Here is a 25,359-nt window from a genome sequence, read left to right as displayed (position 1 = left end):
TGACTCGTATGAGGTTCGGTTTAAGGTCCGTAGGCGCACGCGCGGTGCGGACGGTTCTCGGCGTTTGCGCCGCAAGCGCAAATAAAAACGGCCGGGGTTGCAGCCCGGCCGTTTAACACGTTAGAAAACTAGGCTGCCCGCGCTCCTTAACACTTACGCGGGATGCGTCGTTTTCTATAAACATTGTATCCCGAATCGCTCAGTTGATTCGAGATATTTTGAAAACTCAAATACGGCCTAACCCGGGCCTATGCCCGAAAGAAATCTTGTCATTTCCAAAAATTATGTATAATTCCAATAAATACTGGAATCAAGCGAAAAAGATGGAAATGAACGAAGCGCTTGCCTACTTACAAGAAGCACTGGGCCTCTCCGCCAAGGCTAAAACTTGGCCTGGATCCGCACACTTGCCACTGCATCTACGGTCGATTGAGGTCCGCGCCGTTGACGCAAATGGTTTTTCTTTTTTGCTTGCAAGTTTGCCTGCTGGCGTAGGACTTCCCGAGGCTAAGAGAGTCTATAGCCAGTTAGCCTTGCGTGCGGAGGCTCCTGTCGTCGTTTCGTTTCCTGATGCCGATGCGCGCCAACGCAAGGCATTGGTCGCACAAGGAATCCCCTTTGTTTGCTCTGGTAGACAGGCCTTTCTTCCATTTATGGGCGCGGCCTGCACGGAGAGGGGCGGCACTAGATTTCATAATCGCGCGACCAAGATGTCACCCAACGCGCAGGCTGCCGCAATCTGGGGGGCAGGGCAGGAGTCATATCATTCCGATGACCTTTGTCGTGCGCTTGGGATTTCGGCAAGCCGCGCGAGTGAGGCCATAACCGAGCTTGTAGACAGGGGGCTCGCAAAGCGCGAACGGCGCGAACGACGTGTCATTGTGTTTCCCGTGGCCGTGGATCTTCTGCTCAGTGAGCACATGGCAGAGCTCTTCTCGCCTGTCTCGAAGGTCTTTTTTGCAAGGAGGGCACCACAGATCGACTGTCTCGCTGACGCTGGGGAGACAGCGCTCGCTGCGCGTTCGATGCTCGCGGCTCCGGGCATGGATCAAAAGGCGGTCTTAAGAAGCGTATGGCGTGAACTGCGTGGCCTTGAAGTCGCAGATGGGGAATTGTCGGATAACGAAACGGCGATGATCCAAGTGTGGCGCTATGCGCCCGTGTTTGCCGACTCCTCCCGTATCGACGACATTTCACTTGCGCTATCTTTGGCGGCAATCGACGATGAACGAATTCAGCTCGAAGTCGATCGCATGTTTGGAAAGGAATATCCATGGCAGGAAGCGCTGTAGAAGGTCTCTAAGAATTCCGACCGTAGGCGGTGCTTCGGTCCTGGCTGCGTTGTCCGGCGCGGAAGTTCGCGAATCGGCTATTATTTGTTTAGACAACTTGAGTTGTAGAGGAGTGACCGGCGATGGTGCAGGGCGCCAAACATATGAAGAGCAATAACGCCGCGGACAACGGCGGCTCAAGCCCTCAGCCCAAATCTCAACCAAAACCCAAGCGCCGTCGCAAGCGACTGCCGCGCTGGGCCGACCGGCTCATCACCATCGTCATTATCCTTATTGGCGTGGGCCTTATGACCTGGCCGTGGATTTTGGACCGGCTCGAGGCCTCGGGCGTGTTCAACCAGATCAGCACCGTGTCCAGCACCGTGGACGCGCTGTCTGCCGAGGAGCGCGAGCGCATCCTGCTCCAGGCGCGCTCCTTTAACGAGCAGCTGGCGGGCGAGGCCACCGAGCTTCCCGCCGACCAGATCGAGCCCTACGCCCAGCAGCTCATCTTTGACCGCGACCCCATGATGAGCTGGGTCGAGATCCCCTCCATCGACGTGAGCATGCCCATCTACCACGGCACGAGCGAAGAAGTCCTCATGGCGGGCGTCGGCCACCTGGAGGGCACGAGCTTGCCGGTGGGCGGCACCTCGACGCATTGCGTGCTCACCGCGCACTCGGGCATGCGCAACCTGAGCATGTTCGATGACATCCATTCGCTGGAACCCGGCGACCTGGTGCTGCTGCACACCATGAACAAGACGCTCGCCTACAAGATGGTGGACTCCGAGGTGGTGCTGCCCGAGGAGATGGAGTCGCTGACTATCGAGCCCGGCGCCGACAAGGTGACGCTCGTCACCTGCACGCCCTACGGCGTGAACGACCATCGCCTGCTGGTGCATTGCGTGCGCACCAAGTACAGCAAGAAGGACGTCGACAAGCAAAAGTCGCTGGCCGGTCGCCACTGGGGCAAGCGTGAGTTTGCCGTGCTCATCGTGGTCGTGGCCATTGTGCTGTTGCTGCTGGACATCGTGATCCACACGGTCCGCAAGCGCCGCAAGGCCAAGGCCTCGGCATAAGACATTCTTCAGAACCACCACAATGGGGACAGCCACCTTTGTGGTGGTCGGGGCTTCCAAACCATCACAACATTCGATGAAAATCGCGATTTTGACGAAAAGCGTCGAATGTTGTGATGGTTTTCGTTGCGGGCGGGACGGTTTTTGTTGTGGGCGGGGCGGTTTTCGCTGCAGGTCCGCCAGATCGTGCCCTGCCAACCCGCCGTCCTCGTTACGTTTTCGCTGCATTTGGGTAAAGCGCCTGCTCCAAGTCGGCGTTGCCCTGTATACTAGAGCGGTTTAACTGTTATGCGGAAGGGAGCGCCTATGGCACTCAGCGAGAAAGACGTGCGCGGCATCGCCGAGTACGCAAAGATCGCACTGACCGATGACGAGCTCACCCAGATGACGTCCTACATGAACGACGCCGTCCAGATGCTCGAGCCCGTCTTGCAATATGACTTGCCCGACGTGGAGCCCACGTTCCATCCCATCGGAAGCCTGTCCAACGTGATGGGTGACGACCTGCGCGAGCCCGAGCGCGATTTGCCGCTCGACGTTGCGCTCGAGAACGCCGGCAGCGCGCGCGACCGTTACTTCCGCGTGCCGTCCATTTTGGGAGAGGGGGAGAGCGAGTAATGGCTCAGAGCTTCGATTCCCTTACCGCCGCCCAGATCGCCGCGGGCGTTGCCGCCGGCGACTTTACCGCTACCGAGGTGGCCCATGCCTCTCTTGCCGCCATCGAGGCGCGCGAGGGTGGGGTCCAGGCATTCCTGCAGGTGTCGCCCGAGCTCGCGCTCGAGGCCGCCGCGCATGTGGATGCCGACCGTGCCGCCGGAAAGCCGCTACCCCCGCTCGCGGGCGTGCCGCTGGCCATCAAGGACAACATGAACCTCGTGGGTACGCGCACCACCTGCGCCTCCCACATGCTCGGGGATTACCAGAGCGTCTACACCGCCACTTGCGTCCAGCGCATGCTCGACGCCGGCTGCCTGCCCATGGGCAAGGCCAACATGGACGAGTTCGCCTTTGGTAGCTCTACCGAGAGCTCGGCGTTCCATCGCACCAACAACCCTTGGGATACCGAGCGCGTGCCCGGCGGCTCCTCGGGCGGCTCCGCTGCCGCTGTCGCCGCGGGCGAGGTCGCGCTCTCGCTGGGCTCGGACACCGGCGGCTCCATTCGCCAGCCGGCGTCGCTGTGCGGCGTGGTGGGCTTTAAGCCCACGTATGGCGCCGTGAGCCGTTACGGCGTGGTTGCCTTTGGCTCGTCGCTCGACCAGGTGGGTCCCTTTGGCCGCACGGTCGAGGATGTCGCGCTGGCCATGAACGCGCTTACCGGCGCGGGCCACGATCCGTATGACTGCACCAGCCAGGATTGCGCCGTCGACTTTACCGAGCACCTCAACGACAGCATCGAGGGCAAGCGCGTGGGCATTATCCCCGCGTTTATGGAGGCCGAGGGCCTGACGCCCGAGGTCAAGGCCGCTGTTCAGCGCGCCGCCCAGGAGCTGCAGAATCAGGGTGCCGAGCTGGTCGAGGTCGACCTGCCGCACCTGGACGCCGCCATCGCCGCCTACTACGTCATCGGCCCGGCCGAGGCGTTCTCCAACCTGGCCCGCTTCGACGGCATCCGCTACGGCTACCAGGAGGAGGGCTGCGCCAACCTGTCCGACCAGAGCTCGCTTTCGCGCGCCCACGGCTTTGGCGCCGAGGCCAAGCGCCGTCAGATGCTCGGCGCCTACCTGCTGAGCTCGGGCGTGTACGACAAATACTACTACGCCGCGCAGAAGGCCCGCACGCTCATCACGCAGGACTACGACGCCGCGTATGCCAAGGTGGACACGATCCTGATGCCCGCCTCGCCGCGCACGGCCTTTAAGTTTGGCGAGATCAGCGACCCCACGCAGATGTACCTGTCCGACTTGTACACCATTTCGCTTAACATCTGCGGCAACGGCGGCATCTCGGTGCCGCTGGGCCTGGGCGAGGACAGCAAGCTGCCCGTTTCTGCCCAGCTGGTGGGGCCTGCCTTTAAGGACCGTCAGCTGCTCACGTTTGCCCGCGCCCTGGAGCGCGGCTTTGCCGATGCCGCCACGGGTGCGCCCGCGCTTTCCGTCGCGCCCGATTTTGCCGGGAAGGGAGGCGAGCTGTAATGAAGGAGCTTTCCGAGGTCCTGCAGGATTGGGAGGCCGTGATCGGCCTGGAGATCCACACCGAGCTCACCGCACTCGACACCAAGATGTTCTGCAACTGCAAACTCAGCCACGATGACGAGCCCAACGCCAACGTGTGCCCGGTGTGCCTGGGCCTGCCCGGCGCCCTGCCGGTGCCCAACAAGAAGGCAATCGAGAGCATCGTCAAGGCCGGTCTCGCCACCAACTGTGAGATCCAGCGCCACTCGATGTTCTACCGCAAGCACTACTTCTATCCCGATATGGCCAAGAACTTCCAGACCACGCAAGGTCCGGTCGCCTTTGCCATGTACGGCCATCTGGACCTGGACGTGACCGGTCGCGGTGCCGCCGAGCGCCCCGACTGCGCGTTTGGCGAGGCCGAGGCCCAGAGCCTGGCGAGCGCTTCGGCCAACGCCGAGGGCCTGTCCACGTCCATGACGTCGACCATGCGCGAGGGTAACCAGCGCGCCGGTCACCTGGCCAGCTACGACGCGTCCAACCTGCAGATGCCCGAGCGCCGCGAGGACGGTTCCTACACGGTGCCCATCCGCATCCTGCGCATCCATATGGAGGAGGACGCTGCCAAGATGGTGCACGTGGGCGGTGCCGAGGGCCGCATTACTGCCGCGGCCGAGTCGCTCGTCGACTACAACCGCTGCGGCACGCCGCTCATCGAGCTCGTCACCGAGCCCGATCTGCGCACGCCCGAGGAGGCCCGCCTGTTTATGGAGAAGCTCCGCCGCATCTTTGTGACGCTGGGCATTTCCGACTGCTCCATGGAGAAGGGTTCCATGCGCTGCGACGGCAATGTGTCGCTGCGTCGCCGCGGCGAGACCAAGCTGGGCACCAAGACCGAGCTCAAGAACCTTAACTCGTTCAAGAGCCTGCACGATGGCCTCGCCTACGAGATCTGCCGCCAGGCCGAGGTGCTCGAGGAGGGCGGCATCATCTATCAGGAGACCCGCCACTGGGAGCCCAGCCGCAAGCGCACCGTGGTCATGCGTGTGAAGGAGACGGCTGACGACTATCGTCTGTTCCCCGATCCCGACCTGGCGCCGTTCGACCTGGACGACGAGTTCATCGACCGCTGCCGCGGCGAGATCCCCGAGCTGCCCGATGCCAAGCGCGCTCGCTTTGAGGCGGACTTTGGCATTAAGGCCGCCGATGCCGAGCAGATCGCCGGCGATCCCGAGTTCGCCGAGTTTTTTGAGGCCGCCGCTGCCGGTATGGCTGGCAAGGAGGCCCAGACGGTCGCAAACCTGCTGGTGAACGAGATGATCGCCTACCTTAAGGGCGCAGGCGTGTCGCTGGCCGAGTCCGGCATCGCGCCGGCTCAGGTGGCAGCGCTGGCTAAGCTGCTGGCGACCGATGCCATCAGCTCCAACCAGGCGCACGAGGTCTTTGAGGCCATGGCCCAGACCGGCGACGACCCCAACAAGATCGTCGACGAGCGTGGTATGCGTCAGGTGAGCGATGCCGGCGCGCTGCAGCCGATCGTGGACGAGGTGCTGGCAAACTGTGCCGATCAGGCGCAGCAGCATCGTGACGGTAACCAGAAGGTCATCGGCTTTTTGGTGGGCCAGTGCATGAAGGCGAGCCGCGGCAAGGGCAACCCGAAGCTCTTCAACGAGTTGCTGAGAACGTCGCTCTCGTAGCTGCGAGGCCGGGGAAGCCCCGAGTCGCCGGGGTATTTCCTCCAAATTTCAAACAGTCCTATGCAAGACGAAGGCCACATTTAGTGGCCTTCTTTGCATGCGGAACTCATTTGGAGCAAACACCCCGGCGACTCGGGGCTTCCCCGGCCAGACGACTCGGCCGTTCGGGTCAGGCGGGCTGATAGGAAAGATGGTGGCGGAGGCGCAAAATGCGCCTCCGCCTTTTCAATGTGATGAAAGTGTGGCGAAATGAGCTTAAAACTTCCGTAAATGTGATAAATGTCACGTTTTACCTAGGGTAAAATGTGGGAAATATCACGTTTTCGGAAGTTTCTTTGCGGGAGGTTCGGTCATGCAGCGAGATATCATTGCCAAGCTTAACGCTTGGAAAGCGTCGGAATATCGTAAGCCGCTTATCCTTAAGGGGGCGCGCCAGGTTGGAAAGACGTGGGCGCTTAAGGAGTTCGGTCGAACCTCGTACCGCAATTTTGTGTATCTGACGCTCGAGGAACCGTCACCTGGGGTACAGAGCGAGTACGCTCAGTTTTTCGAAGGTACGCGCGATCCTCGGCGGATCATCTCAAACCTTTCCCTGGCACTTGGACAACCTATCGATCCCGGCGAGACGCTGCTTATTATTGATGAGATCCAGGATTGTCCTTCTGCAGTCGGCGCCCTTAAATACTTCTGTGACGAGGCCCCCGAGTATCACGTCGCATGCGCAGGGTCTTTGTTGGGCGTTCGCTTGTCCCGTGAGACCAGCGCTTTTCCGGTGGGAAAGGTCGAGTTCATGGAGATGCACCCTATGAGCTTTTCCGAGTTTCTGAAAGCCGAGGGCGCTGCAAACTACGACGAATACCTTGGCGGCCTGGATCAGATCGAGACAGTGCCCGATTTCTTCCATGTCCGTCTCGTCGAGCATCTTCGTCGTTATTTTGCATGCGGCGGCATGCCAGAGGCTCTTGGCCGGTGGGCGGAGACGGGCGATATCGTTCAGGTCGATAAGGTGTTGTCTGATCTCTTGGATTCCTACGAGCGCGATTTTGCCAAGCATGGTGGCCGTGCGCAGTTCGCCAAGCTTTCGCAAATATGGAACTCGATTCCAGCTCAGTTGGCGCGCGAGAACAAAAAGTTCGTTTGGGGTGCGGTGCGCGAGGGGGCTCGTGCTCGAGAATACGAGGATGCTCTGGAATGGCTTGCCGATGCTGGGCTCATCACGGCGGTTCGCCTTAATGCTGCCGGTGGTGTGCCGCTCGCTGCGTACGATGACCTCAAGGCATTTAAAGTCTACTGTCTTGATGTCGGCTTGCTGCGCCGCATGGCAAGGCTGGATGCGTCCGCTTTTGCCATCTCGGATGCGCTATTTTCGGAGTTCAAAGGTTCGTTCGCCGAGAACTATGTGCTTCAGGCATTACTTTCACAGTTAGATGCTGCTCCGCGTTATTGGACAAACGAGAAGCCGAAGCACGAAGTCGATTTTTTGATTCAAGTCGGAAACGAAATCGTTCCCGTCGAGGTCAAATCGGGAGAGGTCGTTCATTCCAAGAGCCTTAAGTACTATGCCGACAAGCATGCGGAGACGACTCCATTGAGGGTCCGCTACTCACTTAAGAACCTGAAGCTCGACGACGGGGTGCTCAACATTCCGTTGTATTTGGCTGATCGATCTGTCCCTCTTATCAAAAAGGCGCTTGATTGTGCGCATCTTGACGTTTAGATCCTGGGTGAGCTGACGGGCGGCGGCAAATTAATCGCTCCGTTACGGCCAGGGAGCTTGGGCCTTAGCGATGCTTGCTTCGCCAAGCCGTGGGTGTCATGCCGGTGTGTTGCTTGAAGGCTTGGGCGAAGGCGGCCTGCTGAGGGTAGCCTAGACGCTCTGCCACCTGCGCTATCGTGAGCGCGCTATCGGCCAAAAGGTCCTGTGCTCGCTCCATGCGGCGTCTGCGAATGTAAGCGCCCAGGGCCTCGCCGGTTTGGGCCTTAAAGGTAGCGCATAGTTTGGAGCGGCTTGTGTAGAGCCCCTCGGCCACCTCGTTGATACTCACACGTCTACCTTTGTCGAGCGCGCGCTCAATCATTGCCGTTGCTTCTTCGGCAATGGTTATGCTGACGCGTGTGCCTGCCGCCTGCCGCGCCTGCTTGTGGGCCGCGCGCGAACAGGCGAGCTCCGCGACCATGGTCTCCACGATGCCTTGCGTATAGACGTGTCCGCCTACGGTGCGGACGCGGTCTTCGTTAATCCGGCGCAGCGTGTGGCAGATGGCAGATGTCGCCTCTTCGTGCCATGGCTCGGCAAACGCCTCAAAGATTCCCGTGAACTCGGTGGGATAGCGGTGCTCCAGTTCGTCAAAATATCCAGGCAAAAAGAGCACCGAGCGCGAGTGATAGAGCCGCCCCGCAAACAGCGGGCTTAATTCCTCGCCACAGCTATCTTGGATAAAGCTGCAAACGGCACTGTTTGGCCACGGTCCATGCAAGGGTTTAAGGTTCACAGGCGTTATGCCAGCCTCGGGCATGCATGCAAGTGTGGGCGCGCTGACCTCGCTCACGCAGGCGTATGGCTCGGGTGTGTATTCGGCCAGGTACATATCGTGCGTCGGGGTAATGAAATGCTCCATGACGATGCAGACAGGGGAGAGGGGCATGATCCATGCGCGTCCATGCGCCCGGTCGTTTGCCACCTCGCCGGTAAAGACGGCGCCTTTGCCGGAAAGCTCCAAGCCAAACTGCTCAAACTGTGGTGCGTAGAGCTCGGTTATGTCGGTCGCTGCCCGCCGTATTTGCAAAAGCGTCCCTTTCCTTTGCAGAAACGTCCACGCCTGGCTTGATTGTGAGCCATGGCTAACACATCAATGATAAGTTGATTGCGGTTAACTCTCAAGCCGTTAGAAAGGAATCTCATGGCAAAGGGATCAAAAAAGGAAGGTGGCGGTATCGGCGAGCTGCTCGCGTATGCCGGTGACCGCAAATTCCTAACGTATTTGGGCATGGCGCTCTCGGCGCTCTCGCAGTTGCTGAGCTTTGGCCCGTACGTGTGCATTTGGCTTGTCGCACGCGATTTGATCGCCGTGGCGCCTAACTGGAGCGAAGCCACCGATATCGCGATGTATGGCTGGTGGGCCGTGGGTTTTGCCCTGGCAAGCATCGTAGCTTATTTCGTGGGGCTCATGTGCACGCACCTGTCTGCGTTTCGCTGCGCGTCCAATATCCGCAAGACTACGAGCGAGCACCTGCTTAAGCTGCCGCTTGGCTACTTTGACATGCACGCCACCGGTGAGCTGCGTCGTGTTGTAGACGGATGCGCCGCCTCCACCGAGACTTTGCTCGCACACATGCTGCCCGACATCGCCGGCGCCGCCGCCATGGTCGCAGGTCTGCTCGTGTTGCTTTTCGCCCTCGATTGGCGCTTGGGCGCGGCATGCCTTATCTCGGTTGTCGTTTCGTTTGGCGCCATGGCCGCCATGATGGGCGGCAAGGGTGGCGAGTTTATGAAGGCCTACATGGGAGCGCTGGTCAAGATGAACAAGACCGGCACCGAATACGTACGCGGCATCCCCGTGGTCAAGGTGTTTCAGCAGACGGTCTACTCCTTTAAGGCCTTCCACGATGCGATCGCCGAATACGCCGACATGGCACAAAACTATGCGGGCACGTTCTGTCGAGGTCCGCAGGTACTCAACCTTACCGCGCTCAATGGTCTTGTGGCATTCCTGTTGCCCGTGGCGTTGCTGTTGGCGCCGGGCGAGACGGACTTCGCGCATTTTATGGCCAACTTCACGTTTTACGCGATATTTTCGGCCGTGGTACCGACGGCCATGACCAAGCTCATGTTTGTGGGCGAGGCCTCTCAGATGAGTGCCGATTCGCTGGCTCGCATCCGAAGCGTCATGGATTCCAAGCAGCTCTCCGTGCCCGCCCAACCCAAGCACCCTGCCGGCGGCGACGTGCGATTTGAGGATGTGAGCTTTACGTACGAGGGTGCCAAAGCACCTGCCGTTAGCCATGTGAGCTTTAGCGTTCCCGCCGGTAGCACCCTCGCCCTGGTGGGTCCCTCGGGTGGCGGTAAGTCAACCTGCGCAAGCCTGATCCCGCGTTTTTGGGACGTCTCCTCGGGTCGAGTGCTCGTAGGCGGTGTGGACGTTCGCGATATGGATCCGCACGAGCTTATGGACCAGGTCGCCTTCGTGTTCCAGACCAACCAGCTGTTCCGGCAAACACTTGCCGATAACGTGCGCGCCTCCAAGCCTACGGCCACTGGCGACGAAGTGCGTGCGGCCCTCTCCGCAGCTCAGTGCGACGACATTGTGGCCAAGCTCCCACAGGGCATCAATACCATGCTCGGTGCCGGCGGAGCATATCTTTCGGGCGGCGAGGTCCAGCGCGTGGCACTCGCCCGCGCGATCCTTAAAGACGCGCCTATCGTGGTGCTCGATGAGGCCACGGCGTTTGCCGATCCCGAGAACGAGGCGCTCATCCAACGTGCCTTTAGCAAGCTGGCGGCGGGTCGCACGGTCATTATGATTGCGCACCGACTCTCGACTGTAGTGGGCGCAGACCAAATCGTGGTGCTCAACCAGGGCAGCGTGCAGGAGTCGGGTACCCATGCCGAGTTGCTGTCCCAAAAGGGTCTATATGCCAAGATGTGGGCCGAATACGAACAGGCCGCGAGCTGGAAGATTACTACTGCGACCGCGGATGCCGCCGTCACGAAGGGAGGCGAGGCCTAAATGTTCGCCTCATTCCAAAAGAAGTATTTCCTATCCGATAAAGGCGTCGCCGGCGTAAAACGCGGCGTCTTCTGGACCACGCTCACCAATCTCATTACCATGGCCGGCATGGGCTTTTTATTCCTGGTTATGGCCGGCTTTGTCGAGCATCTCGCCAGCGGGGCTGACCTGCCGGATGCCCTGCCGATCGTGGGCGGCCTCCTGGTCTTTTTCGTGCTGCTCTTTGCCTCTAACTGGCAGCAGTATTACTACACCTACTGCATCTTTTACGAGGAGTGCGGCAAGCAGCGTATGGAGATCGCCGAGCGCTTGCGCAAACTGCCGCTGTCGTTTTTTGGTCGTCGTGATCTGGCCGATTTAACCGAGACCATCATGGGTGACGTCCAGGCCATGGAGCACGCCTACAGCCACGTGCTGGGAGAGCTTTGGGGTGCCATCATCGCAAGCGCCATTGTGTTCGTGGCGTCGCTGTTCTTTTGCTGGCAGCTGGCGATTGCGGCGTTTTGGAGCGTTCCCGTGGCCTTTGCCGTGCTGTATCTAACACGCGGCCCCATGACTCCAGTGTTCGATCGCGTGCGTGCCGAGAAGGTCAAGGTTACCGAGGCGATTCAAGAGACGCTCGACTGCGTTCGCGAGATCCGTGCCACCAACCAGGAGGCCCATTATCTTGAGGGGCTCAACGCCGTGATCGATGCCGAGGAGCGCGAGACCACCAAGGGCGAGCTCGCTAACGGGCTTTTGGTCAACTCCGCCTTTGTCATCCTGCGTCTGGGCATTGCCACCACGCTGGTCACGGGCGCCGCGGTGGTCGCCTCCGGGCAGGTCGACTTTTTGGTGATGTTTGCCTTCCTGCTTATGGTGAGCCGTATCTATGCGCCCTTTGACCAGGCGTTAATGTTAATGTCCGAGCTGTTTGCCGCCGAGTCGTCTGCCAGGCGCATGCGTTCCATCATGGAAGAGCCTGTGGCGCGGGGCAGCGAGAAATTTGAGCCCGTGGGCCACGATGTGGTGTTCGATCACGTGGCGTTTGGCTATGGTGCGGGCGAGGACGGCCGCGCTGGCGAGAAAGTTCTTACCGATGTGAGCTTTACCGCCAAGGAAGGCGAGGTCACGGCACTGGTCGGTCCTTCGGGCTCCGGTAAGTCTACGGTGAGCCGCCTGGCCGCGCGCTTTTGGGATGCCACCGAAGGCACGGTTACCGTGGGTGGCGTGGATGTCGCGAGCGTGGATCCCGAGGTGCTGCTGCGCGACTACGCCATTGTGTTCCAGGACGTGCTGCTCTTTGACGACACGGTGATGGGAAACATCCGCCTCGGGCGTCGTGACGCCACCGATGAGGAAGTGCTTGCGGCCGCGCGTGCCGCCAACTGCGACGAGTTCGTGAATCGCATGCCGCAGGGTTACGACACCATGATCGGCGAGAATGGTTCCAAGCTTTCTGGTGGCGAGCGCCAGCGCATCTCTATCGCCCGTGCGCTGCTCAAAGACGCGCCCATCGTGCTGTTGGACGAGGCGACGGCAAGCTTGGATGTGGAGAATGAGACCGTGGTACAGCAGGCACTCTCCCGTCTGCTTGCAGGTAAGACGGTTATCGTTATTGCCCACCGTATGCGTACGGTGGAAAATGCCGACAAGATCGTCGTGCTCAAGGATGGCGTGGTTGCCGAGCAGGGCACTCCGGCGCAGCTTAAGGCGGCAGGCGGAGAATTCGCCCGCATGGTTGCGCTGCAAAAGGAAGCGGCTGCCTGGCAGCTGTAGGACCGTGGCAAAGGGACTGTCCCTTTGCCATATTGAGTTCATCCCCATAGTTTCCAAAAAGTTAGCCATTGTTGACCAAATTGTTATACTAAACTGTTTTCAAAAGCGTGCTCGAGCAAACTAATGAACTCGGGTGCTAAGGCACCATGCCGCGCTTGTGCGGCAAAAGGGAGAAGCAACATGAAGAAGTCGACGTTTAACACCCTGCTTGTCGGTGGCGGTTTTCTGCTTGGTACGGCCGGCATCAAGCTGCTCACCAGCGCTCCGGTAAAGAACGCCTGCGTGCAGGGCATCGCGTGCGGCATGCGCATCAAGAACGGCTACCAGGATATGGTCGAGCAGGCAAAGGCCAACGTTGACGACATGGTTGCCGAGGCTGCCTACATCACCCAGAGCGAGGCTGACGCTGCGAGCAACGCAGTCGAGTAGCGCTCCCAGGCACAAACTATGAGATTCTCGATTATCAGCGAGATCCCCGGCAGGACCCGTCTCCAGTTGGCGGGTCCTGTGCCAGAGAGCGATCTCGATGCGCTTCTAAAGCTCAGCGGCGAAATCGACGGCGTGCGCAAGGTGCGCGTCTACGGCCGCATCGGCCAGATGGCGCTCGAATTCGACGGGCCGCGCCGTGACGCCGTGTTGGCCGCCGTCGGCGCGCTCGATGCCCAGGCCATCGCCGACGCCAAGTCGGGCTACGTGATGCAGCTCGAGCCGCGCAAGCACAAGCTCGTTATGGACCTAGCGACGCTTGTCGGCGCCCACTACGCGCGCCGTTGGTTTTTGCCTACGCCGTTGCGTGCCGTCTTTGTCGTTGCCGGCTACATGGCCTTTTTGCGTGCAGCCCTCCGCGAGCTCGCGCAGCCGCGCCTGACCGTTCCCGTGCTCGATGCGTCGGCCATTGGTATCTCCTTTGTCAAGCGCGACGTCGACACCGCGGGCCAGACGATGTTTTTACTCAACGTGGGCGAGCTGCTCGAGGACTACACGCGCGCTATGAGCGAAAACGAGCTCATCAACTCGCTGCTCGACGTGCCCGACAAGGCGCAAAAGGTGGTCGGCGACACCGAGGTTAGCGTCGCCGCCACCGAGCTTGAGCCCGGCGACCTGGTCGCCGTGCGCACCGGCATGTCTATCTGCATCGACGGCGTGGTCGAGCAGGGGAGCGCCATGGTCAACCAGGCGACCCTGACCGGCGAGCCGCTGGCCGTCGAGCGCAGCGTGGGCGACGACGTGTTTGCCGGTACCGTCGTCGAGGACGGCAGCATCCTGGTGCGCGTGCGCGCCAACACGGCCCAGACCAAACTGCGCTCGATCGTCTCGCTCGTGCAGACGGCCGACTCGCTCAAATCCGAGGGCCAGTCGCACATGGAGGACCTCGCCAACAAGATCGTCCCGTGGAACTTCCTGCTCGCGGGCCTGGTCGCGCTCACCACGCGAAGCCTCATCAAGACCTCTGCGGCGCTGATGGTCGACTATTCGTGCGCACTCAAGCTCACGGGCTCCGTCGCCGTCATGACCGCCATGAGCGACGCCGCCAAGATGGGCGTCATGGTCAAGGGCGCTAAGTACTTTGAGTCGTTTGCCAAGGCCGACACCATTGTCTTTGATAAGACCGGCACGCTGACCGAGGCCCAGCCGCGCCTGGCTTGCGTGCTCACGACCGATGGCTGGAGCGAGGACGAGGTCCTGCGCCTTTCCGCCTGCTTGGAGGAACATTTCCCCCATCCGGTGGCGCGCGCCGTCGTCAACGCCGCGGGCGAGCGCGGGTTCGAGCATCGCGAGCGCCATGCCGCCGTCGAGTACATCGTGGCGCACGGCATTGCCTCGTCCATCGAGGGGCGCCGCGCAATTATCGGTTCGGCACACTTTGTATTTGAGGATGAGGGCGCGCAGCTGGAGTCCGACATCAAGGAGCGCATCGAGTCCCAGATGCAGGGCCTGTCGCCGTTGTACCTGGCGGTCGACGGTACGGTCGTGGGCGTGCTCGGTATCGAGGACCCGCTCAAACCTGGTGTGCGCGAGGCCATCGCCGACCTGCATGCGCTGGGCGTCAAACACGTCGTCATGCTTACGGGAGACTCCGAGCGCACGGCCGAGCGCATCGCGCGCGAGGCGGGCGTCGACGAGTTTAAGGCCGAGCTGCTGCCCGAGGACAAGTACGCCTATGTGGAGCGGATCAAGCGCGAGGGACGCCGCGTTGCCATGGTGGGCGACGGCGTCAACGACTCGCCGGCGCTGGGTCTGGCTGACGTGGGCCTGGCCATGGGCGGCGGAAGCGACATCGCCAAGGAGGTCGCCGACATCATCCTGACCGACACGGACCTCGCGGCGATTGTCCGCCTGCGCCGCATGAGCCAGGGGCTCATTGACCGTCTGACGAGCTCGTATTCCAAGGTGATGCTCACCAACTCGGCGCTTTTGGCGCTCGGCATTACCGGCATGATTACGCCGCAGACGTCGTCGCTGCTGCACAACGGCTCAACGATTGCGTACAGTCTCAACAACGCGAAGGCTTACCTGCGTTAGCAGGCGTGTTCGCCCACGTTATCTGGCCTGCACCCGGATGGCATCGGTGCCGTCCGGGTACAGGCCTTTTGCGTTTGACCGTTTGCTAGCTTCTCTATATAGTTATGCTAGCAATGCTAGCAAGTGAAGGGGGCGTGATCGACGTGGGTGCTGTTAGCAGCATGGCACAGGTGAATGTTCGCGTGGATCGCCAGGTCAAGGACCGTGCCGAGGAGGCGTTGCGGCTCTCGGGCGGGTCGCTGCCCGAGCTCATCAAAAAGGTTGTGGCCAAGGTCGCGCAGGGCGGCGGCCAGTGCGAGGAAGTGCTTGCGGCCGTTGACGACCGGCAGCAGGCCGTCGCGCCTGAGTCCCCGTTTGCCGCGTCGTGGGCGGCCGCGGACCGACTCTATGCGGACTTGGGTAACGTTGCGTCGCCTGGGTCCGAGGGCCGCGATTGGGATACGGTCTATGCGGAGGCCATGGATGAGCATTATCGCCAAAAGGGGATGATCCTGTGAGTGGGGCCCCTCTTAAGATCATGGTGGATGCCAACGTATGGGTCGATTCATTTTGCGCTGACCATGCCGAGTCGCTTGCCGCGCGGGCTTTTATCGGACGGGCCGCGGAGGCAGGCGCGTCGCTGTTCTTCCCCGTGCACATCGCTAAGGACGTGCTGTACGTTGTCCAGCACGAATTAAAGCGCAGTGTTCTTGCCAATGGGGGAGCGCTCGACGAGGCGTCAGCCCGTGCAATTGGCGATGCGGCGTTGGCGTTTGTTCGGAACATGACCGAAAACGCCACGGCCGTGGGCGCAGATGCGTCGGACCTTTGGCTGGCCGACAAATACTTGGCGCTCCATCGCGATTACGAGGACAACTTGGTGCTCGCCGCGTGCAAGCGCGCGCAGGTCGATTACTTGGTGACCAACGATCGCAAACTGCTCGAACATGCCGATATTGCAGCAAAAACGCCACGTCAAATGATGCCGATTCTGGCTTTGGCCGAACGTGGCGGGCAGGTATTCCGATAGTGCCTGGCTGTTTGCGTGCCCTTCGGAACGTTGACGCTCCGAAGGGCACGCATTCTTAAATTACAAAAGCGCAGTCTTGATGGCGGGGGCTTCGGCGAGCTTCTCGGCGGCCTTTTCGTCGGAATCGTTTAGCGCGGCCAGGCTGCGGTAGACCCACTCGTTGACCTGGGTGTTCTTGACGCCTGCGGTTTGCATAAGGGTTCCTACCTCGCGGATTGCTGCGAACAGATTGGCCTTGGAACCCGTGAGCTCAACCGAGGCATCGTGATGTGCGGTGACGCCGCGGTTCTCGCTCACGTGGTCGATGAAGCCCTTGACGGTCTCAAGCTGTTGGGCGAGGGCTGCATCGTCGTCGGTATCCAGTGAGACGAGGGCGTTCGACACCGTGAGGGCGGGATGTCCGCAGGGGACAAAGCCCTCGATGACATCCATGGCTTCGGTGATGGTTGAGCCCAGGCCTGCGAGGGCATTGACGAGTTGCTGCTTGGTATCCATAACGGTCCTTTCGACTGGCTGTTTTGCTTGGCGAAAATATACGTGACGCGACCAGTAGCAAAAGTGCGAAGTGCAGCGCACATTGGGGTCTTCACAGCTCGTGCATAGAACAGCTGTCCGCTTTCAGAACGTGGTAAGATAACACTCCATAAGCGGGGCTCGCCCCGCGTGTTCCTTGAAAAGTCGACGGGTGTTGGGTGCTCGTGCCCAATGCCATCCAGACTTTCCCGACATTCGGGGGCGACTGGTTTCGACACGATAGCTCTGAGAGAGGAAGCAAGCCGAGGTCTCCTCGCCTCGTTAAACAGGGGTACCGTCAAATTGAATTGACAACAACTCTTCTTTTGAGCCTATGGCTCTCGCTGCTTAATTTATAGCGGCGCGTCAACCCGGTGATTTCCCCGACACCGGCGCGACGTCATTTTAGGGGAATGCTCCTGCGCACGTAATCGGTATGGCGCAGGCTAAGACCGAACCGGTTAGGATGCCGCGAGCGTGTCGCTGCGCGCAAAGCGTCCGAGACAAAACCAGCGACTGAGCTTGGAGATGCCAATCAGGGGGCTTTCGTGGACCGGAGTTCGATTCTCCGCGCCTCCACCACAAGAGAATTGGTCGAACACCTTTGGTAGCAATGGTGTTCGGCCTTTTTCTGTTTTGGCGTGAAATCGTCCGGCAGTTCGTCAAACATGAAGTAGACGGTTACATCTTTGCCGTCAATCTCAACGAATCTGACAAACTCGTTGAGGATTTCCAAAGGCGTTGTGTCGTTCGCGAGATCATCGAGCCACAAAAGCACATCGTCAACCGATGGTTCGAGCGATTCCGCTTGCTCTGCAACGCGCAAGCGGGCTTCTAACTCCGCTCTCTGTCGCTTCAGCTCGGTTGTGCGCTCTCTGCCACCGGGCGGCGCTATGCCGTCTTCTATCGCTTGCCAGATGCGTTCAAACGCGGTGTCGATACGCCGAATCTCTTTCTTGATGAAGTAGCTTTCGGGCTTTTCTTCGGTCGCCCGCTCAGCTTCGTAGCCAGCAAGCGTCTTGGCAATGCGTTTTCTCACATCAGCTTGCTTTACTGCTTCATAGGTCATATCGACCACTGCATCTTCTATCAAGTCTCGGCGAACTGTCCTGCGGCATTTTCGGCACTTGTAATAGTGATAGGCAGAACCATTCTTAGAGGTTCCGCTTGTTCCGGCCATTGGCATTCCGCATCGAGCGCAATAGAGCTTTCCGCTAAGCGGGAACTCTAGCGCGCTGTCAACCTTCCTTCGTGGGCGGTGACGGTCGCTAAGGATGCTGTTTATCATATCCTGTTCTGCTTGTGACCATAGGGCTGGCATACCGCCTTCTACCTCGTGTCCTGCGTACTTGTAGACACCTGCGTTCTGCACTCGCTTTAGAAGCTTGGTGACGGTATCCTGATTGAACTTTGCGCCGCGCTTGCTGCGCTCAGCGTCAACGGCGCGCACGATCTCCGCTACTGAGTTACCGCTAAACAAAAGGTTCTTCATGCGCCTAAGCACTGCGGCTTCTCGCTCGTTGATGGCGTAGCGTCCTTCTACGATATCCCATCCATAGAGAGTGCGACCATTAGCCATGCACCGTTCGGCGTTCTTCTGGATTCCGTCTCTAATGCGTTCACTGTCGATTGCGCTTTCCCATTCTGCGAGAACTTCGAGCATTCCAAGCTGAAGAACACCGCTCGAACCGCTCGCTATCTCTTCGCCCGCATAAAGTATTTCTACACCAGCCTTGCGCAACATGATTCGCGCCAATGCCATTTCATCGCGGTTGCGCATTATGCGAGTTACCTTGTAAATCACCACAAAATCAAATAGACCAAGCTTCGCATCGCTCATCATCCGTTGGAACTCTGCTCGATCTACGTTGCGCCCTGTCTGCGCATAGTCGCAGTATTCGCGCACGACATGCAAGCCTTCACGCTCGCAGTATTCGCGTGAGTTCTCAACTTGTATCTCAATGCTTTCTGAGCGTTGGTTGTGCGAGCTGAACCGCGCGTATATGGCAGCTCGGTTCTTCACCATGCTAAAATCACCCCTTAGAGCGAGCGCGCAATTGCGCTTCGTTCTTTGCACTTGCCCTGCGCGCCGACCGCCAAGAAGCCGCGCAGGGTTTTCTATTTCCTTCCCTTTGAACCTATGGCAAGCAAAGCGCCCAATATAGCAATCGGGACACCAACGATTGCTGCGCCTAAAACAGTGATTGCAAGCCCAATCAATACGCAAACGGAACCGATTAACACCAATGCTTTATTCGTGTTCCGCCGATCTGGCACGGCATGATTTCTGTCCGGTTGATTATCCACGCTGTCTTTTTCATCCTTGGCTTGCTGCTGAACCTCGTTAGCCGATGGCGCGTTGTTAGTATGTTCTTCAGTGTCGGCCAATGCGGCAGCATAGCCGCTGCAAACGATGCTTCTAAACTCTTCGTCGCCATACTCGAAATACGAATCGCCGAACTCATCCTTTACGCGCTTCGGGCGGCGGCGCGGCTCACCAAAAAGAAAATCATCGAGAATCGAATTGAAGCAATGCGCTGTTGCTCTTACGTCGTTCAAGGCGTCATGCGCCCCAAAGTCACGATATCCGTAGAACGCTGCGCAATCTTCCAACTTGCACCATGACCATTCAGCATGCGTGCCGTCCCATGCGCCGTGTATCTTCGCAAACTCCTTCATCACGTCAAACGTCTGATGATCTGGTATATCCAAGCCTGAAGCTCGAAGAAATCCTAGGTCGAAATCGGCATTGTATGCGACGTATAGCTTAGCGTTCTTGAAAATCGGTTCAATTTCCGAACGCCTTTCTACAATCGTCTGCTTGTCCTTCACCATAGACGGAGATATTCCGTTTATGCTTTCCGCTTTAGGCCACTTTTTGCGCTCCGATGGCTTCAATAGGTCGCAAAACAGAACGTCACCGTCAAGATTCATGACAGCGAGCGACAGTATTTCATCGCGGCGAGAACCGCCGATGTTCAAGCCGGTTGTCTCGGTATCAAAAACGATTACCTTCTTTGGGTCAATCGCTTGTAACTTCTCTTTTCTAGTCATTTCCGCCACCAATCTTCAGCGTATCCGTCAAGCCAAGGATGAAGTCAGCAGAGCAATTTAGGGTCTCAACAATTAGCCTGACTTCTTCGCCGTTGGGCGCGCGCTTCCCGCTTTCCCACCTAGAAATCGTCTGCTTATGAACGCCGACCGCTTCTGCAAGTTGATCTTGGTTGAAGCCATTAGCCTTGCGCGCGATGGCAATTCGAGCGCCAATGAGCTTCTTTGTCTCGGTGCTATCCATAGCAACCCCTATCAAACGTAACCGTCTCGGCTAATTGTATACAAATTATTGTTGACACGCTAGACCAAACGGCTTACTCTTTTGCTTGCCCCGAAATAAGCCGTATGGTTTATTTCATCTCTCTTTCGGATGATTGGAGGTGAACAATGAGCGAGAACTATAAGGCAGCGCGCGAGCGGAAAGGTCTTACGGCTCAGAAGGCCGCAACCCTTCTTGGCGTTTCCATCACGACGCTTAGCAATTGGGAGACGGGCAAGACTTCGCCGACAGCGCCCATGCTCATAGAGCTTTGCAAGCTCTATGAGTGTACCGCCGATGAGCTTTTGGGCATCGTCGCTCTTTCGAGCAACTAAAGCGGAGGTTTCGAAACGTGAAAACCGATAAGAAAACCGTTGGTTTTGGAGGTGGTATTACGAATGCCCGAACCGTGCGGCCTAAGCGCTGCGCAGCGCCAGTGGTGCAGATGCGCCGTTGCGAAAACGCGCGAATGGCTGCGAAGAAAGATGCCCGCCCGAAGCGGCAACTTCGAACGGGCGTGTCAAATTGCAGGGCGCAATTGACAGAAGACAGTATAGCGCGCATGCCGCGCTACCAGCGCTGGGGATTGTATGCAATCGCCGCTCTGACGCTAACCGGCATCCTCCCTATGGCTGCTGCCGCCCTGCTTGGGTGGTTGTGCGATCTTGTGGGCTGGTGGCTTCTCATTCCGCTTTACATCGTGGTTGGTCGCGTCTTGTGGCGCGTGATTTGGTCATGAAGGCCGAAGTCTACCGCGACAACGCGGGCTTCTGGATGGCGCGCATAGAGGAAGACGCGAGCACGCCGGAAAACCGGGGCATCGGCAGGGTCTACCGCCGCCAGATGCTACCCGTCGCACCATCGGCGAGCAAGGCGGAAGCAGAAGCGGCCTTGCGCCGCGTCATGAGCCGTGAAGCGAGGTGCCCGCATGGACACCGATAACTACACGCAACCGCTCGAAGCCGTCATGCGCGAAGAGCGCCAGCGCGTCTACCCGATGCCGCTAAAGGTCGCGGACAGACGTTACCTGTTCAAGGAGTGGTGCGAGAAGAACCCAAAGGCGCTGCGCGAAATCGAGCTTACAGCGCTCGCAATCGACGCGCGCGGGCTTCGCGTCTCCACTAAGTACCTCATCGAGAAGCAGCGCTACGAGGGCATTACGAAGCTCGTTGGCGTGCCCTTCGTTGACGATCAGGGCAACGAACACACCTACGGAATCAACAACAGCGATAGCTCTTTGCTCGCTCGCTGGCTGCTCGAACGCAACCCGAAGCTTCGCATCGAGCTTAGAACATCCATGTTTGACAAGGAGAAGAAAGATGAAGCGTAAAGAGATCACCGAGACTATCGCCAAGGTCGGCGCTGGCACCTTCGCCCTCAACGGCAGCATGTCGCTCATCAATCCCAAGACCGGCGAGGGCTTCGACGTTGATATGAGCGCCACGCTCGCAATCGTTCGCGGCACCCTCGCATGGGTTGACACTCTGCTTGAAGATGGCGCGAAGCCCGAGCCGAGCACCGTTAAGCACATGCAAAAGCTGCTCACCTACGTTGGCAGCTCGATTGCCTACGACATTTCAAGCGATGAAGAGGAATAGCGCGCAGGAAACCTTGCCGCTCGATTTCGGCGAACCGCCCATGCCAGACCCCGAATCATGCGAGTTCGAAAGCATGCGGCATCGCGGCAAGACGTGCTGCACGTTCGTTGGGCGCGACGTTTGGACGAACTGCCGCGAAGTCGGGCACTGCGTATGGGACGGATGGCACCAGCAGGGCGCGCCAGACGTGATCTGCGACGAGGAAGACGGTTAGGAGGTGACTACATGCCTACAAGGGAGGAAACGACCGCTGCGCAAGAGCCTATGGCCTTCTTCTCGCACGATTCCAACGCTTCGCAAGACGCGAAGTGCCAACGTCTCATTCATCGTCGGGGATATGACGGCTACGGGCGCTGGTGGCGGCTCTGCGAATATCTGGCGGCTACCAAGGGGCACCGTATAGCGTTCGAGACGGAGGAAGACGCGCTTATTCTCGCGGGCGTTCTGGGCTTCGGACAGTCAGGCGCGTTCGATGAGTACATGGCGATTGAGGATTGCAAATCCTTTGTCGAAGAGCTGTTGGATATAGGGCTTCTCGAACGCGACGAAGACGGCTTCTTGACGAACTTTCGCATGCTCAAAAACGCGCTTTATTTCGGTCGCCAACGCGCCAACGGGCGCAAGGGCGGAAGACCGCGCAAGAACTCACAGAACAACAATTCAGCAGGTCAGGAGGTGTAAAAGCATGATTGCCAAACCCAAGGCAAAACCAGTGGTTTTAGGTGTGCTAAACCCACTCGCAAATGGTCGCCTAACCATAAAACAAAACAAAACAAAACAAAACAAGATGAGGTGGGTTTTGGTTCCTCGAACCAAAACCAAAACCCACCGTACTTGCTTGTTAGTCAACCTTACAAGCAAGGTTCTTTCTCTTGCTTCTTCTCTTTGCGGTCTTGTTTTGTGCGACTCATTCGAGCGCCAGCAAAACGGCTTTCCACAGGTTTTCAACAGAGTTTTCAACAATGGCACGAAATGGGGTGATTTGCTATGGATACCGAGAAGACTTATAGCTTCTCCTTTACGCCTGACAACCCGGAAAAGTTGGAACAGCTATTTGATAGTCTTCGTCGCAATGCGTCTGTTGTCGAAATCAAAACCGAATCGGGAACTGAAGAGCCTGACCGCATTATTTTCAACGGCAGCTCTTACAGCAAGCGCAACGAATGCAAAAGGATTCCCGACTATTCAGGCTCATACGTGACGGTGCATAAGGTCATGGATAACGGCACCTATGAACACGACTTCGGTTACTTCCAATGCTCGCGTTGTGGGTGCTACATCATGGACAACGCGGCCTATTGCCCTTCTTGTGGCGCGGAGGTTGCGGAATGATTGCGCCAACGACACGCGACGGAGCACGCGAGCTGTTCGCAAGCAAGCTTTCCTATGAGCAGATCACAGCGAACGACATTCGAGCTCTTGAAGGTTTCCTTGCAATCGAGTACGCGCAACACGAGCGCAACGGCGAGCACATGGAAATGCACCCGTGCTATCGCAAGAAGTACCAGCCGCAAATCAACCTTGCCGATGGCGGTAGAGGAATCAAAAGCGCGTTTCTGCGCGTTAGCGGCTTCTACTTCTCAGGCCGTGAAGCTATCTCGTTCAACGAAGACGGATTCATAGGCATTGCGGGCTGGGCTGATGACACGAACGTTCAGCCATTTCTCAGAGCGTTTCACAAGTGGGTTTGCGAGTGGATGATTGGAGTTACCTACCGATGATTGAGACGAAGCACGCGAAGAGCCTTGGCGAGCTTTCGCGCGGTGATGCAGTGGAGCATCCCGACCACTACGCGGGCGACGGACAGATTGAGTGCATGGACGCTATGCGTTCGATGATGAGCGGCGACCAGTACGCCTTGCCCGCCCAATCTGCCTACTGGTGGGGATGTGCTTTCAAATACCTTTGGCGCTGGCGGCGCAAGAACGGCGTTCAGGACTTGCAGAAGTGCAAGCAGTGCATCGACTACCTGATTGCCGAGACGGAAGGCAAGAAGTGAAGCACTACCAGATCGTACTTTGCGCCATTGCCACCGCCGCGACCGTAGCCGCGTTCTGGTGCGTCTGCTACTGGGCTTATCAAGCGCTTCTGGCAATCGCGCTGTTCCTAGTGTTTCTCGCGCTTATAGCGCTCACGTTTTAGGAGGTTTCACATGCTGAAAGAAGATAGAGAGATCGAGCAGGGCGCTTACGGATGCGCCGCAATCGTCCTTTTTGCCGTTCTGGCGCTCGTTGTGAGCATCGCGGTTGGCGTGTTCTTCGGCGCTGGCTTCGGGCTTATCGCCCTTGCGGTGTTCGTCGTGTTTTCGCTTATCTGCGTTATGCGCGCGTTCATGAAGGTTGGCAAGTAGCATGGGCGGCAAGTACGAGGTTCGCGGCGCGATGAGCGGGTTTTGCCCGTTCTGGTGCGGACAATTTACCAACTCGCTTGCTCATGCCCTGCTGCTGCTCATCCGCTTTTCTCTGAAGTACCGAATCGTTGAGTTCAACATCAGGAAAGAGCCGTTGGATTGCGCGGATTGCCCCGACGATGACTGCCCTTCGCGGATTCGTGGAAACTGCGAGTGGTCATGATGGGCGTTAAGGTCAAGCGCGGTGCAGATGGCGTTTTCGAGTGTCGTTTGTACCTTGGGCGCAGCATCGACGGCAAGGCGATTCGCCCCTATAAGCGGTTTCCAAACGCGGCTACCGAAGAGGAAGCGCAAGCCCTCGCTGAGACGTGGGCTGCTTACGTGACGGCTGACGGAACGGTTAGAAGCGCCCGCTTGACCGATTTGCTCGAAGACTACGTGCAACTGCGCGAGCGCAACGGCGCAAGCCCGAACAGCATTAAGAGCTATCGGCTGTTCTGCCGCTACGTCGCACGTTACCTGAAGACCGCAAACGCACGCGATCTTGGCGTTATGGACTTCAACCGCTTTGAGCAACGCTTGCTCATGGTCAAGGACGAAGGCGGGCAAGGTCTTTGCCGCAATAGCGTTATCAACGTCCACAACTTCTTGCGCGGCGCTTATAACCACTTCGTAGACGCTGGCATTTGCGACGCTAACCCGCTGGTGTACGTCGCCAAACCATCGCCGGAACGGCACGAAGCTTCGGCGCTCACCGAATGGGACTTTGAGGGCTTCAACGAGAAGCTAGAGGGCGCTCTTAGCAAGGAGATCAAGACGAAGGCCGATTACCGCGCCGCCGTCTACGCCTTCGCTTCGTGGCTGTCGCTCGTAACCGGTATGCGCGTTGGCGAGGTCTGCGCGGTGCAGCGCATCGACGTTAAGCGCGCCCTGTCTTACGTCCACGTCGGCGGCAACGTCATTGAGGGCAAGGGCAAGAAGCCCTATCGGCGAAACGTCACCAAAGGCCGCAAGTGCCGCAACATCGCGCTTACACAAGACGATATCGCGGTTATTGATGCCTTCACGAAGCTTCAGAGCGCCGTTCTGGGGCGTTTGGGCGCAGATTGCCCACTGGTTACGCTAGACGGCTCTTATATGCGCCCAACGACGATTTCACGGGCTTTCAGCCGCATACGCGACGCATGCGGACTGCCGCGAGAGATCACGTTTCACAGCTTGCGTCACACGCACGCTTCGTGGCTCATCGCCAACGGCTGCGACCTGAAGACGCTATCTGAGCGCATGGGGCACGCGGACGAAGCAACGACGCTTCGAATCTACGGCCACCTGATGCCCGGACGCGACGCGGCGGCGGCTCAGCTCTTCAGCGAAGCGAAGCGCAGAGCTTCGAATGGATAAGAGGAA

The 25,359-nt window shown here is 58.7% G+C and carries 30 protein-coding genes and 1 other RNA gene; 26 read left to right on the top strand and 5 right to left on the bottom strand.

Features of this window, described 5'->3' with window-relative positions; all coding sequences use genetic code 11:
- Window positions 1-329: 329 nt before the first annotated feature.
- The 6 genes from I2G43_RS03300 to I2G43_RS03275 all read left to right on the top strand — a co-directional run bounded on the left by I2G43_RS03300 (window position 330) and on the right by I2G43_RS03275 (window position 7,878).
- Complete coding sequence (locus tag I2G43_RS03300) at window positions 330-1,292, top strand: hypothetical protein (protein WP_195535067.1); 963 nt, start codon at window positions 330-332, stop codon at window positions 1,290-1,292.
- A gap of 143 nt (window positions 1,293-1,435) precedes the next feature.
- Window positions 1,436-2,353, top strand: a complete 918-nt coding sequence (locus I2G43_RS03295; protein WP_195535066.1) for a class C sortase — start codon at window positions 1,436-1,438, stop codon at window positions 2,351-2,353.
- Window positions 2,354-2,659: 306 nt separating this feature from the next.
- Window positions 2,660-2,971, top strand: coding sequence for an Asp-tRNA(Asn)/Glu-tRNA(Gln) amidotransferase subunit GatC (gene gatC / locus I2G43_RS03290; protein WP_055250987.1), 312 nt, complete (start codon window positions 2,660-2,662; stop codon window positions 2,969-2,971).
- Window positions 2,971-4,485: an Asp-tRNA(Asn)/Glu-tRNA(Gln) amidotransferase subunit GatA gene (gene gatA / locus I2G43_RS03285; RefSeq protein ID WP_195535065.1), complete on the top strand. Its 1,515-nt coding sequence runs from the start codon at window positions 2,971-2,973 to the stop codon at window positions 4,483-4,485. The genes gatC and gatA overlap by 1 nt, the downstream gene beginning before the upstream one ends.
- Complete coding sequence (gatB, locus tag I2G43_RS03280) at window positions 4,485-6,161, top strand: Asp-tRNA(Asn)/Glu-tRNA(Gln) amidotransferase subunit GatB (RefSeq protein WP_195535064.1); 1,677 nt, start codon at window positions 4,485-4,487, stop codon at window positions 6,159-6,161. Before gatA ends, gatB begins: the two co-directional genes overlap by 1 nt.
- Window positions 6,162-6,513: 352 nt before the next feature.
- Window positions 6,514-7,878: an ATP-binding protein gene (locus I2G43_RS03275; protein ID WP_195535063.1), complete on the top strand. Its 1,365-nt coding sequence runs from the start codon at window positions 6,514-6,516 to the stop codon at window positions 7,876-7,878.
- A 64-nt stretch (window positions 7,879-7,942) separates the two neighbouring features.
- On the opposite strand, the gene I2G43_RS03270 is transcribed toward I2G43_RS03275, so the two are convergent.
- Window positions 7,943-8,947: a helix-turn-helix domain-containing protein gene (locus tag I2G43_RS03270; protein WP_195535062.1), complete on the bottom strand. Its 1,005-nt coding sequence runs from the start codon at window positions 8,945-8,947 to the stop codon at window positions 7,943-7,945.
- Window positions 8,948-9,061: 114 nt separating this feature from the next.
- Between I2G43_RS03270 and I2G43_RS03265 the strand changes: the two genes are divergently transcribed.
- The 6 genes from I2G43_RS03265 (at window position 9,062) to I2G43_RS03240 (ending at window position 16,178) form a co-directional block, all read left to right on the top strand.
- Window positions 9,062-10,888, top strand: coding sequence for an ABC transporter ATP-binding protein (locus tag I2G43_RS03265; RefSeq protein ID WP_195535061.1), 1,827 nt, complete (start codon window positions 9,062-9,064; stop codon window positions 10,886-10,888).
- Window positions 10,889-12,646 carry an ABC transporter ATP-binding protein gene (locus I2G43_RS03260; protein WP_195535060.1) on the top strand — a complete coding sequence of 586 codons (1,758 nt, stop codon included), beginning with the start codon at window positions 10,889-10,891 and terminating at the stop codon, window positions 12,644-12,646.
- Between the two features lie 180 nt (window positions 12,647-12,826).
- Window positions 12,827-13,075, top strand: a complete 249-nt coding sequence (locus tag I2G43_RS03255; RefSeq protein WP_195535059.1) for a DUF6110 family protein — start codon at window positions 12,827-12,829, stop codon at window positions 13,073-13,075.
- Window positions 13,076-13,153: 78 nt separating this feature from the next.
- A complete protein-coding gene (locus I2G43_RS03250) occupies window positions 13,154-15,169 on the top strand; it encodes a heavy metal translocating P-type ATPase (protein ID WP_324249488.1) in 2,016 nt (671 codons plus the stop codon).
- Between the two features lie 161 nt (window positions 15,170-15,330).
- Window positions 15,331-15,666, top strand: a complete 336-nt coding sequence (locus tag I2G43_RS03245) for a hypothetical protein (RefSeq protein ID WP_195535057.1) — start codon at window positions 15,331-15,333, stop codon at window positions 15,664-15,666.
- Entirely contained in the window at window positions 15,663-16,178 is a 516-nt protein-coding gene (locus tag I2G43_RS03240; RefSeq protein ID WP_195535056.1) for a type II toxin-antitoxin system VapC family toxin, read from the top strand. The genes I2G43_RS03245 and I2G43_RS03240 overlap by 4 nt, the downstream gene beginning before the upstream one ends.
- Before the next feature lie 60 nt (window positions 16,179-16,238).
- Here I2G43_RS03240 and I2G43_RS03235 read toward each other — a convergent pair whose 3' ends face one another.
- Window positions 16,239-16,673: a hypothetical protein gene (locus I2G43_RS03235; protein ID WP_195535055.1), complete on the bottom strand. Its 435-nt coding sequence runs from the start codon at window positions 16,671-16,673 to the stop codon at window positions 16,239-16,241.
- A 236-nt stretch (window positions 16,674-16,909) separates the two neighbouring features.
- On the opposite strand from I2G43_RS03235, the gene ssrA reads away from it, so the two are divergent.
- Window positions 16,910-17,273, top strand: a transfer-messenger RNA (tmRNA) gene (gene ssrA, locus I2G43_RS03230).
- Here ssrA and I2G43_RS03225 read toward each other — a convergent pair.
- The 3 genes from I2G43_RS03225 to I2G43_RS03215 form a co-directional block, all read right to left on the bottom strand.
- On the bottom strand, window positions 17,227-18,717 hold the full coding sequence (locus tag I2G43_RS03225) for a recombinase family protein (protein WP_195535054.1): 1,491 nt from the start codon (window positions 18,715-18,717) through the stop codon (window positions 17,227-17,229). The genes ssrA and I2G43_RS03225 overlap by 47 nt on opposite strands.
- Before the next feature lie 92 nt (window positions 18,718-18,809).
- Window positions 18,810-19,745, bottom strand: a complete 936-nt coding sequence (locus I2G43_RS03220) for a 3'-5' exonuclease (protein WP_195535053.1) — start codon at window positions 19,743-19,745, stop codon at window positions 18,810-18,812.
- A complete protein-coding gene (locus I2G43_RS03215) occupies window positions 19,738-19,986 on the bottom strand; it encodes a helix-turn-helix domain-containing protein (RefSeq protein WP_022386135.1) in 249 nt (82 codons plus the stop codon). The genes I2G43_RS03220 and I2G43_RS03215 overlap by 8 nt, the downstream gene beginning before the upstream one ends.
- A 146-nt stretch (window positions 19,987-20,132) precedes the next feature.
- On the opposite strand from I2G43_RS03215, the gene I2G43_RS03210 reads away from it, so the two are divergent.
- The 13 genes from I2G43_RS03210 to I2G43_RS03150 all read left to right on the top strand — a co-directional run bounded on the left by I2G43_RS03210 (window position 20,133) and on the right by I2G43_RS03150 (window position 25,353).
- On the top strand, window positions 20,133-20,339 hold the full coding sequence (locus I2G43_RS03210; RefSeq protein ID WP_195535052.1) for a helix-turn-helix domain-containing protein: 207 nt from the start codon (window positions 20,133-20,135) through the stop codon (window positions 20,337-20,339).
- Window positions 20,340-20,356: 17 nt separating this feature from the next.
- Window positions 20,357-20,743 (top strand): hypothetical protein, encoded by a 387-nt coding sequence (locus I2G43_RS03205; protein WP_195535051.1) that lies wholly within the window; start codon window positions 20,357-20,359, stop codon window positions 20,741-20,743.
- On the top strand, window positions 20,740-20,946 hold the full coding sequence (locus tag I2G43_RS03200) for a hypothetical protein (RefSeq protein ID WP_195495889.1): 207 nt from the start codon (window positions 20,740-20,742) through the stop codon (window positions 20,944-20,946). Before I2G43_RS03205 ends, I2G43_RS03200 begins: the two co-directional genes overlap by 4 nt.
- Window positions 20,933-21,334, top strand: coding sequence for a hypothetical protein (locus I2G43_RS03195; protein ID WP_195535050.1), 402 nt, complete (start codon window positions 20,933-20,935; stop codon window positions 21,332-21,334). The genes I2G43_RS03200 and I2G43_RS03195 overlap by 14 nt, the downstream gene beginning before the upstream one ends.
- On the top strand, window positions 21,324-21,602 hold the full coding sequence (locus tag I2G43_RS03190) for a hypothetical protein (protein WP_195535049.1): 279 nt from the start codon (window positions 21,324-21,326) through the stop codon (window positions 21,600-21,602). Before I2G43_RS03195 ends, I2G43_RS03190 begins: the two co-directional genes overlap by 11 nt.
- Window positions 21,603-21,827: 225 nt before the next feature.
- On the top strand, window positions 21,828-22,283 hold the full coding sequence (locus I2G43_RS03185; RefSeq protein WP_195535048.1) for a Lin1244/Lin1753 domain-containing protein: 456 nt from the start codon (window positions 21,828-21,830) through the stop codon (window positions 22,281-22,283).
- A gap of 306 nt (window positions 22,284-22,589) precedes the next feature.
- On the top strand, window positions 22,590-22,934 hold the full coding sequence (locus I2G43_RS03180; RefSeq protein WP_195535047.1) for a zinc ribbon domain-containing protein: 345 nt from the start codon (window positions 22,590-22,592) through the stop codon (window positions 22,932-22,934).
- Window positions 22,931-23,323 (top strand): hypothetical protein, encoded by a 393-nt coding sequence (locus I2G43_RS03175; protein WP_195535046.1) that lies wholly within the window; start codon window positions 22,931-22,933, stop codon window positions 23,321-23,323. Before I2G43_RS03180 ends, I2G43_RS03175 begins: the two co-directional genes overlap by 4 nt.
- Window positions 23,320-23,601, top strand: coding sequence for a DUF3310 domain-containing protein (locus tag I2G43_RS03170; protein WP_022386143.1), 282 nt, complete (start codon window positions 23,320-23,322; stop codon window positions 23,599-23,601). Before I2G43_RS03175 ends, I2G43_RS03170 begins: the two co-directional genes overlap by 4 nt.
- Complete coding sequence (locus I2G43_RS03165) at window positions 23,598-23,744, top strand: hypothetical protein (protein WP_195535045.1); 147 nt, start codon at window positions 23,598-23,600, stop codon at window positions 23,742-23,744. The genes I2G43_RS03170 and I2G43_RS03165 overlap by 4 nt, the downstream gene beginning before the upstream one ends.
- A 10-nt stretch (window positions 23,745-23,754) precedes the next feature.
- Window positions 23,755-23,952, top strand: a complete 198-nt coding sequence (locus I2G43_RS03160; protein WP_195535044.1) for a hypothetical protein — start codon at window positions 23,755-23,757, stop codon at window positions 23,950-23,952.
- A gap of 1 nt (window position 23,953) precedes the next feature.
- Window positions 23,954-24,175 (top strand): hypothetical protein, encoded by a 222-nt coding sequence (locus tag I2G43_RS03155; protein ID WP_195535043.1) that lies wholly within the window; start codon window positions 23,954-23,956, stop codon window positions 24,173-24,175.
- A complete protein-coding gene (locus tag I2G43_RS03150) occupies window positions 24,172-25,353 on the top strand; it encodes a tyrosine-type recombinase/integrase (RefSeq protein WP_229071516.1) in 1,182 nt (393 codons plus the stop codon). The genes I2G43_RS03155 and I2G43_RS03150 overlap by 4 nt, the downstream gene beginning before the upstream one ends.
- The last annotated feature ends 6 nt before the right edge of the window (window positions 25,354-25,359 follow it).

The sequence above is a fragment of the Collinsella aerofaciens genome (assembly GCF_015557435.1).
In the GTDB taxonomy this organism is placed as follows: domain Bacteria; phylum Actinomycetota; class Coriobacteriia; order Coriobacteriales; family Coriobacteriaceae; genus Collinsella; species Collinsella aerofaciens_Z.
This window is presented reverse-complemented; position numbering and strand designations above follow the sequence as displayed.

Coding starts and splice junctions, on each gene's coding strand:
- I2G43_RS03300 (WP_195535067.1), top strand. CDS start 330: ATGAACGAAGCGCTTGCCTACTTACAAGAAGCACTGGGCCTCTCCGCC.
- I2G43_RS03295 (WP_195535066.1), top strand. CDS start 1,436: ATGAAGAGCAATAACGCCGCGGACAACGGCGGCTCAAGCCCTCAGCCC.
- gatC (WP_055250987.1), top strand. CDS start 2,660: ATGGCACTCAGCGAGAAAGACGTGCGCGGCATCGCCGAGTACGCAAAG.
- gatA (WP_195535065.1), top strand. CDS start 2,971: ATGGCTCAGAGCTTCGATTCCCTTACCGCCGCCCAGATCGCCGCGGGC.
- gatB (WP_195535064.1), top strand. CDS start 4,485: ATGAAGGAGCTTTCCGAGGTCCTGCAGGATTGGGAGGCCGTGATCGGC.
- I2G43_RS03275 (WP_195535063.1), top strand. CDS start 6,514: ATGCAGCGAGATATCATTGCCAAGCTTAACGCTTGGAAAGCGTCGGAA.
- I2G43_RS03265 (WP_195535061.1), top strand. CDS start 9,062: ATGGCAAAGGGATCAAAAAAGGAAGGTGGCGGTATCGGCGAGCTGCTC.
- I2G43_RS03260 (WP_195535060.1), top strand. CDS start 10,889: ATGTTCGCCTCATTCCAAAAGAAGTATTTCCTATCCGATAAAGGCGTC.
- I2G43_RS03255 (WP_195535059.1), top strand. CDS start 12,827: ATGAAGAAGTCGACGTTTAACACCCTGCTTGTCGGTGGCGGTTTTCTG.
- I2G43_RS03245 (WP_195535057.1), top strand. CDS start 15,331: ATGGCACAGGTGAATGTTCGCGTGGATCGCCAGGTCAAGGACCGTGCC.
- I2G43_RS03235 (WP_195535055.1), bottom strand. CDS start 16,673: ATGGATACCAAGCAGCAACTCGTCAATGCCCTCGCAGGCCTGGGCTCA.
- I2G43_RS03225 (WP_195535054.1), bottom strand. CDS start 18,717: ATGGTGAAGAACCGAGCTGCCATATACGCGCGGTTCAGCTCGCACAAC.
- I2G43_RS03220 (WP_195535053.1), bottom strand. CDS start 19,745: ATGACTAGAAAAGAGAAGTTACAAGCGATTGACCCAAAGAAGGTAATC.
- I2G43_RS03215 (WP_022386135.1), bottom strand. CDS start 19,986: ATGGATAGCACCGAGACAAAGAAGCTCATTGGCGCTCGAATTGCCATC.
- I2G43_RS03210 (WP_195535052.1), top strand. CDS start 20,133: ATGAGCGAGAACTATAAGGCAGCGCGCGAGCGGAAAGGTCTTACGGCT.
- I2G43_RS03200 (WP_195495889.1), top strand. CDS start 20,740: ATGAAGGCCGAAGTCTACCGCGACAACGCGGGCTTCTGGATGGCGCGC.
- I2G43_RS03195 (WP_195535050.1), top strand. CDS start 20,933: ATGGACACCGATAACTACACGCAACCGCTCGAAGCCGTCATGCGCGAA.
- I2G43_RS03190 (WP_195535049.1), top strand. CDS start 21,324: ATGAAGCGTAAAGAGATCACCGAGACTATCGCCAAGGTCGGCGCTGGC.
- I2G43_RS03185 (WP_195535048.1), top strand. CDS start 21,828: ATGCCTACAAGGGAGGAAACGACCGCTGCGCAAGAGCCTATGGCCTTC.
- I2G43_RS03180 (WP_195535047.1), top strand. CDS start 22,590: ATGGATACCGAGAAGACTTATAGCTTCTCCTTTACGCCTGACAACCCG.
- I2G43_RS03175 (WP_195535046.1), top strand. CDS start 22,931: ATGATTGCGCCAACGACACGCGACGGAGCACGCGAGCTGTTCGCAAGC.
- I2G43_RS03170 (WP_022386143.1), top strand. CDS start 23,320: ATGATTGAGACGAAGCACGCGAAGAGCCTTGGCGAGCTTTCGCGCGGT.
- I2G43_RS03160 (WP_195535044.1), top strand. CDS start 23,755: ATGCTGAAAGAAGATAGAGAGATCGAGCAGGGCGCTTACGGATGCGCC.
- I2G43_RS03155 (WP_195535043.1), top strand. CDS start 23,954: ATGGGCGGCAAGTACGAGGTTCGCGGCGCGATGAGCGGGTTTTGCCCG.
- I2G43_RS03150 (WP_229071516.1), top strand. CDS start 24,172: ATGATGGGCGTTAAGGTCAAGCGCGGTGCAGATGGCGTTTTCGAGTGT.